The organism is Paraburkholderia steynii, from assembly GCF_900100565.1.
Classification (GTDB): domain Bacteria; phylum Pseudomonadota; class Gammaproteobacteria; order Burkholderiales; family Burkholderiaceae; genus Paraburkholderia; species Paraburkholderia terrae.
Window position 1 is genome coordinate 17,957 of the sequence record NZ_FNDI01000037.1, and the last position, 10,472, is coordinate 28,428.

The following is a 10,472-nucleotide window of genomic DNA, read 5'->3' on the forward strand; positions in this document are numbered from 1 at the left end:
GCGCGCGGCAGCAGCGCCGCGCTGAGCGGCAAAATCAAATGGCTTCATCACAGGTTTCAATGTCCGGCCGACGGCGTGCCCGGTGCCGGCTTCTTGAGAAGAAAAGCGAGAGGAATGCACAGCAGCAGCGCGACGGCGAGCACGTAGAACGTTTCCGAAAACGTGATCACGCTCGCCTGCAACTGCATCTGCGCCGCGAGCTGGCCGAGCGCCTGCATCTTCGCGTAGGCCATGTCGCCATGCTGCGAGAAGAAGCCCGCTGCGCTCTGCGTGACGTGCTCCTGACCAATCAGCGAATTCGCCGTCACCGACTCGCGGATCATGTCGTCATGAAACGTGTTGCGCCGGTCGATGAACGTGCCGAGCAGCGCGAGCCCCACCGAGCCACCCAGGTTGCGCGCCATGTTGTAGAGACCCGCTGCGTCGCCCGCCTGTTCGCGCGGCACGGCCGCCATCGATGCCTGGTTCAGCGGCATCATCGCGAGCACCTGGCCCACGCCGCGCAGCAGTTGCGACCACGTGAAGTCGTCGCCCGCGCTTTGCGCCGTCAGCGAAATATCGAGCATGCAACTGCCCGCGAAACACGCGAGGCCCGCCATTACGAGCAGACGCGTATCGACGCGCCCCATCAGACGCGGCAGCACGGGCATCATCAGAAACGCGGGCAGACCCGACATCAGCATCACCGCGCCCGACTGCTGGGCGTTGTAGCCCGCCACGCCGGAGAGAAACTGCGGCAACAGATACGACACGCAGTACAGCCCCGCGCCGACCGTGAAGACGATGAAGATCACGCTCGCATAGCGCGCGTTGGTCAGCAGCTTCAGACGCACGATCGGCTGCTTCGAGACGAACTGCGCCGCGAGCAGCAGCACGATGCCGGCAGCCGCGACCACGCTCAGCCACACGATCATCGGCGATTCGAACCAGCGTTCGCGCTGCCCCTCTTCGAGCACCACCGTCAGCGAACTCAACCCCGCCGCCATCCCGACGATACCGAGCCAGTCCGCGCGCACGAACTGCTGCCAGTTGGTGCGCACGTTATCCAGCCCGGCGACGAGCAGCACGACGAGCGCAACGCCCACGGGAAGATTGAGAAAGAAGCACCAACTCCAGTCGATGTTCTCCGCCAGCCAGCCGCCGACCACGGGCCCAAGCAACGGCCCGAGCAGCACGATCAGTCCGAACATCGTCATGCCGATCGGCATCTGGTGACGCGGCAGCCGCGTCGCGACGATGGTCTGTGCAGTCGGAATCATCGCGCCGCCCGCGAAGCCCTGGCCGATCCTCCCGACGATCATCTGCGGCAGGCTGTGCGACATCCCGCAGAGGATCGAAAACAAAGTAAAGAGCGTCGCGTTGCCGAGCAGAAAATTGCGCAGCCCGAACACGCGCGTGAGCCACGCGGCGAGCGGAATCATCACAATCTCGGACATCAGATAGCCTGTCGATATCCACGTGCCCTCGGTGCCCGTCGCGCCGATCTGCCCTTGAATCTGCGGCAAGGCGGAGTTCGTGATCGAGATGTCGAGCGTCGCCATCAGCGCGCCAAGTGCGCCCGCGGCGACGGCCGTCCAGTCGGCGGCCGTTGCGTTGGCCGGTTTTGCGGCCGCCTGCTCAGCCACGGCCGTTCTCGCGTTCGATGCGCGCTTCGTTGTCACGCGCGCCGCGCGTGTCCACGTCGACGTTCACCGACAGACCCGGCAGCAGCACCTTGCGCGTTTCCTGCCCGACGTCGAGCCGGATACGCACAGGCACGCGCTGCACGATCTTCGTGAAGTTGCCCGTCGCGTTCTGCGCGGGCAGCAATGCGAACTGCGAACCCGTACCCGGCGAGAAGCTGTCGATCTTGCCGTGCAGCTTCGTGCCCGGCAACGCGTCGACACGCAGCGTCACGGGCTGGCCGACCCGCATCATGCCGATCTGCGTTTCCTTGAAGTTGGCGACGAGATACACGTCCTGCACGGGCACGATCGTCATGAAGCGTGAGCCCGGCTGCGCGTACTGGCCGACGCGCACGCTGCGGTCGCCGACGCGTCCGTCGATGGGACTCGTGAGCACCGTGTCCTGCGTGTCGAGTTGCGCCTGGCGCGCGCTTGCCTCGGCGGCAGTCAGTTGCGCGCGCGCCTGTTCGATCGCGGCGTGCGTGGTCGCGATCTGGCGTTCGGCGCTTTGCAGCGCGGCGGCATCGGCGGCGCGCGTGGCGCTCGCCTGACGCTGCGTGTTGCGCAGCTCGGAGACGCGCTCGCCCGTCTCGGCGCCCGTCGCGGCCAGTGGCTCGTAGCGCTTGACCTGATCGGCGGCGTGGGCCTCGTTCGCGCTCGCGCCGTCAAGTTGCGCGCGGGCTTGCGCGATGGCCGCCTGCTGCTGCGAGAGTTCCGCTTCACCACGCAGGATGTCGGCGCGGCGCGCGGCGATGGTCGCGTTCGCCTGTTCGAGCACCGCGTCGTATTGCCGGCTGTCGAGCCGCACGAGCGGCTGGCCGCGCTTGACAGTCTGGTTGTCGCCGACCAGCACGTCGGCCACGTAGCCCGACACCTTCGGCGCGACGGTCATGCCGTCGGCTTGCAGATACGCGTCGTCAGTGCTTTCGATGAAGCGCCCCACCGTCCACCAGTGCGCGCCCCACGCAATCGCGCCGAGCACGGCGACCCCGCCGATGATGAGAAATACGCCCTTCTTTCTGGACCGTGGCGCGCTCGCGGCGCGCCCCGATTCTTCGACGGGCAAAGTGGCTGACATGTTGACCTCAGATAATTTATACCGATCGTTATAATTATTCCAGTTGATACAATTTAGTCAACAATATTGTTTTTACGATCCTTACCTTTTACCTTTGCGCTCATCGTCTATTTTTTTGTCGATCGGTGTGGGCGCTTTAGCGCCTTGGCCGGTCCCATGCAAAGCTAAAGCAACGTGACGACACGCACACCGAGACACCGCCCCGCAGCGGAAGGCGGCTACCAGCGCGGCGAAGAGACCCGCGCGAAGATCATCGAAGCGGCGCTGAGCCTGTTCGGCGAACGCGGCTTCGAAGGCGCATCTACGCGCGACATCGCCGAGCATGCGGGCGTCAACGCGCCCGCGCTCGTGTATTACTTCGACAACAAGGAAGGCGTCTATCAGGCCTGCGTCGAATACATCATGGCGAACGTGGCGGACTACTTCGCGGATGCCGTCGAGGCCGCGCAGACCGTGCTCGACGCGAATCCTTCCGACGACGCACTGATCGACGCGTTTCGCGCGATCCAGGCGCGCGTCGCCAGTTATCTGTTCACGACGGAGACGCCCGCCACCTGGCGCCTGTTCATGGCGCGCGAGCAGGCAGGACTCGGCCCGGCGTTCGCCGCCGAGCGCCTGAACGAGCGCATGCGCAAGCCGCTTCTGAGCGTGAGCTCGGAGATCGTCGGGCGCCTGCTGGGAAGACCTGCTGACGATCCCGAAACGGTGATCCGGCTGCTGGCGATCAACGGACAGCTCGTGTCCTTTCATCTGACGCGCTGCACAGCATTGGCGGCGTTGCAGTGGAAGTCGATCGACGGTGAGCGGCTGAAGCAGCTCTGCGCGATCATCGATGAGCAGAGCGTCGTGCTGCTGCGCGCGATGATCGAATGGCGCGAGGCGAACAGCAAGCGGCGCAAGAAGAAGTAAGGCGACGTGACCCGCCTGCGAATGCCTTAACGCTCCTTACAAAGTCAGACAGAGCGTGACGGGCGTCGCCGTCCATCGAAAACGCGGAACGCTATATATGGCGGGCTTTCACGCGACCTTCCACTGCCCGTCGAGCACGCCGTGGCTCGCAAACTTCTGTTGATTCTGTAACGAGGCTGTTAAACGCGATTGACCCAGGATGGGTAAGGTGCGGCTTCGCACTGCGCCGCGCATGCTCGCAGCGGTGCAGCGACACGCACAACTCATTGAAGGAGCAATCGATGCGCAAGCTCGCGATTCTGGCCGTCATGGCCGCATTGACCGCCACGTTGTCCGGATGCTGGTGGGGACCGGTGCCCGGCTGGGGCGGCGGACCGGGCCACGGTGGTGGGCCCGGCGGTGGCGGACCCGGTGGACCGGGAGGCGATGGACCGCACGGCGCGGTCGTCGTGCCGCATGCAACGGCACGCGCCTGACCTTGGCTTGGCTTGGCGCGACGCGCAGCTCAGCGAGCGCGTCGCGTGCCGTTCAACCCCGCGCGGACAACTCGCGCGGTGCGGCGGGGGGCGTCATCCCGCCTTCCGCCGCGCTCCACTGTACGACCCAATCGGGCAACGCGGGCGACGCCTGCGTGACGCCCGCCAAACCGAGCAGTTCGCCAGTCGGCACGGTGCCGCCGCTGCGCTTCAGAAAGCGCGTGCGCACGACGCCCAGCGCAACCTGCACGCCATCGCGGATAAACGCCTGCTCGAGGAACACATGCCGCTCGTCCCAGCCGATCACCCGCGTCGCCACATCGTAGCGGTCCCATAGCTCCAGTGAGCGATGAAAGCGCATCGTCTCCAGCGTGACGACGGGATACCAGCCCTGCTTTTTGATCTGCGGCCATACGCGCGCGCGGATCATCAGGTCGACGCGTGCCAGATCGAGGATCGTGAAGTAGCGGCCGTTCGTCATATGGCGCAGCACGTCGAGATCGTTGGGCCACACGCGAAACGGCGTGACACAGGTATCGAGCACATGCAGATGCCCGCGACGCGGACTCAACATGAAAGTGAGGAACAGGCGTAACAGCAGATTCATGACAAAGCTCGCAGAGGCGAGGCTAAGGTTGCAAAAGCACGCATGTTAATCGACAGTTCGGTACGCGGGCGGCCCGTGTTATAGAGGGCTTCTTCACATGCCGCTTGTCGATGCGCTTTTGCGACGCGCCTCACATTGCAGTCGATGGCTGCGCGGCCGCCAGATGCTGCGTATGCATGTCGCTCAGCCGGCACAGCAGAATGCCGTAACCCGTCAGATGGCCCAGATAGACGCTCGTGAATACGCCGGGCGCGGGCAAGGTATCGACGATGTCGCGCAATGCATCCATCTGCAAGGGCTTCGCTTCGAGCGCCGCGCGCTCGACACGCAGGTCGGCCACCAGCGCGAGCTTGCCGTGCGCGTCGAGCAGCCTGGCGAGCCCGGCGAGAAACGCTTCGCGCCAGCGGGGATCGAGCGCGGTGAACTGCTCGTGAAACGTATCGAGCGTCTCCAGGAAGTTGACGAGCGAGTCGAACAGTTCGTGATAACACCAGAACAGCGGCAGCCGGTCGCGATTGCGCTGCAGATGAGGCGACATCCACGCCTGCTCCAGATCAAGCTTGAGCAGGCCGTGCGATTCTTTCAGGTCGGTGCTCGACTTGCGCAACTGGCCGATGATCGTTTTCAGTTGCGCCGAATCGTGCTGGCCCGACGCGAGTTGGCCGAGCGCTTGCAACGCCTGTTCGTTGCCATCGTTGACGAGACGATTCGCCCAGAAGCCGTGATCGGGCGGAAAGACGATCTGCTGGATGATGAAGCCGAGCAGCATGCCCAGCACGACGCCGATCAGGCGCTGTTCGAGCAGCGGAAGATGTTCGCCCGTGTAGAGCACGAGCGTCATCGGAATCGTGATGCTCGTCATCTGGAACAGCGACGGTCTCAGTCGCACGATCGCGAAGATCACGAGCGGCAGCAGCAGCGTGCCGAGCAACAGATGCGGCGCCGTGAGCCAGATCACGAGCGTGGCGATCGGCATCGCGACGACGTTCGACATCACGCGTCGATAGAAGTAGCCGCGCGCGGCGGAGATCGAACTGCCGAGCGCGAGCGTCAGCATCGTCGAACTGGCGAGCGCGACGGCCGCTTCGGGATAACCGAGGCTATAGGGAATCCAGAAGCCGATCCACAGCCCGAGCGCGAGCTTCACGTACTTGGCGTTTTCCGAAAGCGAGAAGCGCGCGAGCGCGCGGCGAAACGGCGTCAGCGGCTTGTGGGCGTAGGAAGCGGTCGACATGGTTGCTCCTGCAAGCGGGAAGGCACTCTATGTGTGGCATCGGCATGGCTGGTTCGAATTGTACCGGCGCCTCGATGAACGCAAACGCGCGACAGCCGTTGCTCCTGGATTTGCTCACCATCCTGGATTTACTCACCATCCTGGATCAGCTCACCGTCATCGGCGCCCCTGGCGCACACCGCCGCCATTTTTGACCCGCTTCATTTCCTCGCACGCCGCAGGCATAGTGAGAGCTTTCCAGCCTCGACACAGCAAGCCCGACACAATGAGCGAGACCTCCCCGGCCGCCGCGCCCGTCATCCGCGACGCCACCGACGCCGACTTCCACTCCATCCAGGCCATCTACGCGCACCACGTGCTGACAGGCGTCGCTTCGTTCGAAGAGACGCCGCCGTCCGTCGACGATTTGCGGCAGCGCCGCGCCGCCGTGCTTTCGCATGGCTTGCCGTATATCGTGGCGATTGTCGACGGCAAGATCGCGGGGTACGCGTATGCGACGCTCTATCGTCCGCGAATCGCGTATCGCTTTACGATCGAAGACTCGATCTATATCGACGATGCATGCCGTGGCCGCGGCGTCGGGCGCGCGCTGCTCGCGGAACTCATCGAGCGATGCGAACAGGGCCCGTGGCGCCAGATGATCGCCGTCATCGCCGACGGCGGACGCGGCGGCTCGCTGTCCCTGCACAGTAACGCCGGGTTCGAACTGGTCGGCACGTTGAAGGCGGTCGGCTTCAAGCATGGCCGATGGCTCGACTCGACCGTGATGCAGCGCGCGCTCGGACAGGGCAGCGAGGCACTGCCCGCCGACGCCGAAGCCGCCAGCGACTAAAGCGACTGTACGCACTGCGCCGAATCGCATCGACGCGTTCATCGGCAAGCGTGAAGCATCGCGTCAGACTAGCGGCAACGTGCGCGTGAACATCATCGGATAGTCGATGACGAGTCCGTCCTCGTCCACTTTCAGTTCCGCCGCGAAGCCGGTATCGATGCCTTCGTAGCGATACTCGCTGTCCGGTTCGACGCACGTGTACGCCTGCTCGACCCGCGCGACCTGTAAATCGGGCGTCGAAATGAACACGACGGCGATCGTCTCGCGCGCGCCCTTGGCCAGTTGCAGACGGCGGATCGGCAGCGTGTTCGTGAACGGCGTGGCGGCGATGTCGATATCGATGCAGCCCGCCAGCGATGGCAATACGAGCCCATGCCCATCGCGCCAGTTGCCCTCGCCGTCACCGTGCAATTCGAGTTCGGGGCCGCCCGTCACCTTCAGCCACGCGTGCAGCGTGCGCCATTGCGGATCGCATTTCACGCGGTACATAAGGCCGTACGCGCGGTCATCGCGCTCGCCGACCAGCACGCTTTCGGCGTAAAAGCCGTCGACGCGCGCATCGAATGCGAGATGCTCGACGCCCTCGCCCTCTTCCGGGGTCCATCGGACTTCACGCATGAATCTGTCTCCTGTGTGGGATCGCCGGAAATGACGCGCCCGTGGATGACATCGTAGCGCGCCACGCGGACTGATGAGTCGCCCGACCGCCTCGCTCAAATAGCCGCTATCAACGCGCGCGCATGGCGCTCGCGCCTCGCCTGCCCTATGCTCGTGTTTCGTCTGCTTCGAATCGAAAGCGCCGCGTGAGTTCCGCCTCGCGCGGCTTTGTCACGTCTTCGTCACGTCTTCGTCACGTCAGTTGAAACGGTATTACCCCATGTCCGCCGCGCTCCATGAAGAACCATTCGACGCATTGCGCACGCTGCTGCGCAGCTTCGGTCAGATCGTCCTGCAACGGAACGCGGCGACGGGCGCGTGCGTGCTGGCGGCGTGGCTCGTGAGCGATGCGCGCCTCGCATGCGCCGCGCTGACGGGTGCGATCGCGGCGAACGTCGGCGCCGTGTTGCGCGGCTACGATCCCGCCGATACGCGCGACGGATTGCACGGTTTCAACGGCGCGCTCGCGGGACTTGCCGCGTCCATCTTTATCGCCGACGACGCCACCGCGATGGCGGTTGCGATACTCGCGGCAACGGCGGCTGCATGGCTGCTCGGACCGTGGGCGCGGTTATTGCGCTCGCGCGGCCTTGGCTTTTATTCGAGCCCTTGCCTGCTTGTGACGTGGGCGTGGCTGCCGCTTGTTTATCTGGCGCCGGCGCACGTTGCCGCGAGCGACGCGGTTTCGTGGCTCGATCCGATGCGCGGCTTGCTGGCGGGTGTTGCGCAGACATCGTTTGCGGGCAACGCGCTCGCGGGCGTGTTGATACTTGGCGGCATTGCACTGTCGTCGATGCGCTCCGCGCTGTTTGCGCTCGCAGGCGCGGCGCTCGCGACCTCGGCGCACTGGCTGATCGGCGCGGATAGCGCATCGCTCGGCGCGGGCCTGTTAGGATTCAATGGCGCGCTCACGGCGCTTGCGCTGGCCGATTGCGGCGTGCTGGCGGCGCTCGCTGGCGTGGGCGTATCCGTCGCGATGCAGCAGGCTGCCATTGTGTCGGGCCTGCCGGCGATGACGGCGCCGTTCGTCGTCGCAACATGGACGCTGCGCTTGCTGATGCGCGATACTCGCCGCACTAGCAACCGGAGCCGCGCTCCTGATTCCGCGATTGAGAGATCTGCGGATTTAGGGCGTCGAGAGGAAACAACCCGTGCCGTTTCGCCCGAAGGCTGAAGCGGCCAGCAACAGGAGACGTCATGTCGTCGTTCGCTCATACGCCTGCGGGCCGCATTGCGCAGTCGAAGCTCATGTCGGAGGCGGAGCAGCGCACGCGCGTCGATCTCGCGGCCGCGTACCGGCTTGCGGCGCTCAACGGCTGGGACGATCTCGTCTACACGCATATTTCCGCGAGCGTGTCCGACGAGCCCGGTCATTTTCTGATCAATCCGTTCGGCCTCTCGTTCGATGAAGTGTGCGCGTCGAATCTGGTGAAGATCGATATCGCGGGCAACATCGTCGGGGCGAGCGAGCACCCGGTGAACGCGACCGGCTTCGCGTTGCACGCGGCTGTTCATGCGGCGCGCGCAGACGCGTTTTGCGTGATGCATCTGCACAATACGGCGGGTATTGCCGTGTCGCTGCAAAAGGATGGGCTCTTGCCGGGCTCGCAGCATGCGCTGCGCTTTCATGGTTATCTTGCGTATCACGATTACGAGGGCCTTGCGTTCACGCCGGCGGAGGGCGAGCGCCTCGTTGCGGATCTCGCTGACAAGCCGGCGATGCTATTGCGCAATCACGGTACGCTGACGACGGGCCGCACGGTTGCGGAAGCGTATGTGCTGATGGCGACGCTCATCAAGGCTTGTGAGATTCAATTGCAGGCGCAGGCGGGCGGCGGCGCGCTGGTGTTGCCATCGGAGGCCGTGGCTGAGCGCACGGCTGAACAGCTTTACGACGGGGGCGCTGTGGAAGGAGCCACTGAATGGCCCGCGTTGTTGCGCAAGCTTGATCGCATCGATGCGTCGTATAAGGGTTGAACTTTTTTACTAAGGAATACGAGACATGCCTACATTTCATATCGAGCTTTTTGAAGGTCGCACCGTTGAGCAGAAACGCCAGTTCGTTGAGGCGATTACTAAGGCGACGTGCGAGTCGCTGAATGTCGAGCCGAATTCGGTTGATATTGTTCTCATCGATGTCAAGCGGGAGAACTGGGCGACAGGTGGGAAGCTCTGGAGCGATGCCTAGCCAAGGTCTGCTCGGTTTTCGGGCGTCGTCAATGTGGCATCGTTTAACAAAGGTCCAATATCACGATGCCCGGATCGTCAGTTCCTGTTTTGCTGGGTTCGCGCGCGTTCGAGACGTCTAAAGTTTTCCAGATCGGTGCCGAAGTAACACAAGTTACCAACGACACAGGCGTTCGATCTATGAAGAGCAAGGACGCGAAGTTCATCGGTGAAGCCGGGAGTGGTCGTTCGTCGTCGATTGCTGATCAGATCGAGGAGACCGCTGGGGTTTGGCTGGCGGCGGTGTGTACGGTTATTGCGGGGGCCGGGACGGTGCTTCAGCTTATCGCGTGGTTCAGGTGATTTTTTTGTCTGCGACGCTGGGTGGTTCGGTTTGCTTTGCGCTGGCAGCTGCTTTTTGCCTTTCGTGCTTCAGGCGTTGCCGTTTCGGTGTTTTGGTTTTTGCTCTGGCATCCGCGATTTGCCTTCGTGGCGCGGCCGGTTTGGTTGTTCTAGCGTTTGCGCTGGCATCCGCGATTCGTTAGCGTGCTTCATGCGTCGCCCCTGTGCGGGGCGGCACCTACTTTTCTTTGCCGCCGCAAAGAAAAGTAGGCAAAAGAAAGCGGCTAACACCGCCAATCCTTGTTCCTGCCTGAGGGCCCCCAACCGGTCCCTCACTTCACACGGCAACCTTCCTGTTCGCGTTCGTTGCCAACGCTCCTGCGCTGCGCCTCACCCGCTTCACACACCCGCATTCGGGCATGCCGTGCCAGATAGTCCACCGCCGCCCAGGTGGCAAACTGTGTGTAGGCCGTAGTACTGCACGCACCTCACTCCAGACCGATAGCG

12 protein-coding genes are annotated in these 10,472 nt (G+C 63.8%); 7 read left to right on the top strand and 5 right to left on the bottom strand.

The window, feature by feature from the left end; all coding sequences use genetic code 11:
• Positions 1–56 precede the first annotated feature (56 nt).
• Both BLT65_RS40050 and BLT65_RS40055 read right to left on the bottom strand, forming a co-directional pair.
• On the bottom strand, positions 57–1,625 hold the full coding sequence (locus tag BLT65_RS40050; protein WP_091789112.1) for an MDR family MFS transporter: 1,569 nt from the start codon (positions 1,623–1,625) through the stop codon (positions 57–59).
• Positions 1,618–2,742 carry an HlyD family secretion protein gene (locus BLT65_RS40055; RefSeq protein ID WP_091789115.1) on the bottom strand — a complete coding sequence of 375 codons (1,125 nt, stop codon included), beginning with the start codon at positions 2,740–2,742 and terminating at the stop codon, positions 1,618–1,620. The genes BLT65_RS40050 and BLT65_RS40055 overlap by 8 nt, the downstream gene beginning before the upstream one ends.
• A 174-nt stretch (positions 2,743–2,916) precedes the next feature.
• On the opposite strand from BLT65_RS40055, the gene BLT65_RS40060 reads away from it, so the two are divergent.
• Positions 2,917–3,651 (top strand): CerR family C-terminal domain-containing protein, encoded by a 735-nt coding sequence (locus BLT65_RS40060; RefSeq protein WP_042314753.1) that lies wholly within the window; start codon positions 2,917–2,919, stop codon positions 3,649–3,651.
• A gap of 266 nt (positions 3,652–3,917) precedes the next feature.
• Positions 3,918–4,127 (top strand): hypothetical protein, encoded by a 210-nt coding sequence (locus BLT65_RS40065; protein WP_229514579.1) that lies wholly within the window; start codon positions 3,918–3,920, stop codon positions 4,125–4,127.
• Between the two features lie 52 nt (positions 4,128–4,179).
• On the opposite strand, the gene BLT65_RS40070 is transcribed toward BLT65_RS40065, so the two are convergent.
• Together BLT65_RS40070 and BLT65_RS40075 are read right to left on the bottom strand one after the other, a co-directional pair.
• Positions 4,180–4,734: an acyl-CoA thioesterase gene (locus tag BLT65_RS40070; RefSeq protein ID WP_091789118.1), complete on the bottom strand. Its 555-nt coding sequence runs from the start codon at positions 4,732–4,734 to the stop codon at positions 4,180–4,182.
• Between the two features lie 130 nt (positions 4,735–4,864).
• A complete protein-coding gene (locus BLT65_RS40075; RefSeq protein WP_091789121.1) occupies positions 4,865–5,968 on the bottom strand; it encodes an aromatic acid exporter family protein in 1,104 nt (367 codons plus the stop codon).
• A gap of 265 nt (positions 5,969–6,233) precedes the next feature.
• Here BLT65_RS40075 and BLT65_RS40085 point away from each other — a divergent pair, with 265 nt between their 5' ends.
• Complete coding sequence (locus tag BLT65_RS40085) at positions 6,234–6,800, top strand: GNAT family N-acetyltransferase (RefSeq protein ID WP_091789127.1); 567 nt, start codon at positions 6,234–6,236, stop codon at positions 6,798–6,800.
• Positions 6,801–6,863: 63 nt separating this feature from the next.
• On the opposite strand, the gene BLT65_RS40090 is transcribed toward BLT65_RS40085, so the two are convergent.
• On the bottom strand, positions 6,864–7,418 hold the full coding sequence (locus BLT65_RS40090; protein ID WP_091789130.1) for a putative glycolipid-binding domain-containing protein: 555 nt from the start codon (positions 7,416–7,418) through the stop codon (positions 6,864–6,866).
• 259 nt (positions 7,419–7,677) lie between these two features.
• Between BLT65_RS40090 and BLT65_RS40095 the strand changes: the two genes are divergently transcribed.
• The 4 genes from BLT65_RS40095 to BLT65_RS47470 all read left to right on the top strand — a co-directional run bounded on the left by BLT65_RS40095 (position 7,678) and on the right by BLT65_RS47470 (position 9,986).
• A complete protein-coding gene (locus tag BLT65_RS40095; RefSeq protein WP_091789132.1) occupies positions 7,678–8,631 on the top strand; it encodes an urea transporter in 954 nt (317 codons plus the stop codon).
• A gap of 23 nt (positions 8,632–8,654) precedes the next feature.
• Positions 8,655–9,434 (top strand): class II aldolase/adducin family protein, encoded by a 780-nt coding sequence (locus tag BLT65_RS40100; protein ID WP_091789135.1) that lies wholly within the window; start codon positions 8,655–8,657, stop codon positions 9,432–9,434.
• A gap of 25 nt (positions 9,435–9,459) precedes the next feature.
• Positions 9,460–9,645 carry a 4-oxalocrotonate tautomerase gene (locus BLT65_RS40105; protein ID WP_042314744.1) on the top strand — a complete coding sequence of 62 codons (186 nt, stop codon included), beginning with the start codon at positions 9,460–9,462 and terminating at the stop codon, positions 9,643–9,645.
• 179 nt (positions 9,646–9,824) lie between these two features.
• Positions 9,825–9,986, top strand: a complete 162-nt coding sequence (locus BLT65_RS47470) for a hypothetical protein (protein ID WP_167306627.1) — start codon at positions 9,825–9,827, stop codon at positions 9,984–9,986.
• Positions 9,987–10,472: the final 486 nt, after the last annotated feature.

What these genes read in the sequence shown, in the direction of transcription:
- BLT65_RS40075 (WP_091789121.1), bottom strand. Translation starts at nt 5,968, where the DNA reads ATGTCGACCGCTTCCTACGCCCACAAGCCGCTGACGCCGTTTCGCCGC.
- BLT65_RS40105 (WP_042314744.1), top strand. Translation starts at nt 9,460, where the DNA reads ATGCCTACATTTCATATCGAGCTTTTTGAAGGTCGCACCGTTGAGCAG.
- BLT65_RS47470 (WP_167306627.1), top strand. Translation starts at nt 9,825, where the DNA reads ATGAAGAGCAAGGACGCGAAGTTCATCGGTGAAGCCGGGAGTGGTCGT.
- BLT65_RS40090 (WP_091789130.1), bottom strand. Translation starts at nt 7,418, where the DNA reads ATGCGTGAAGTCCGATGGACCCCGGAAGAGGGCGAGGGCGTCGAGCAT.
- BLT65_RS40085 (WP_091789127.1), top strand. Translation starts at nt 6,234, where the DNA reads ATGAGCGAGACCTCCCCGGCCGCCGCGCCCGTCATCCGCGACGCCACC.
- BLT65_RS40095 (WP_091789132.1), top strand. Translation starts at nt 7,678, where the DNA reads ATGTCCGCCGCGCTCCATGAAGAACCATTCGACGCATTGCGCACGCTG.
- BLT65_RS40055 (WP_091789115.1), bottom strand. Translation starts at nt 2,742, where the DNA reads ATGTCAGCCACTTTGCCCGTCGAAGAATCGGGGCGCGCCGCGAGCGCG.
- BLT65_RS40100 (WP_091789135.1), top strand. Translation starts at nt 8,655, where the DNA reads ATGTCGTCGTTCGCTCATACGCCTGCGGGCCGCATTGCGCAGTCGAAG.
- BLT65_RS40070 (WP_091789118.1), bottom strand. Translation starts at nt 4,734, where the DNA reads ATGAATCTGCTGTTACGCCTGTTCCTCACTTTCATGTTGAGTCCGCGT.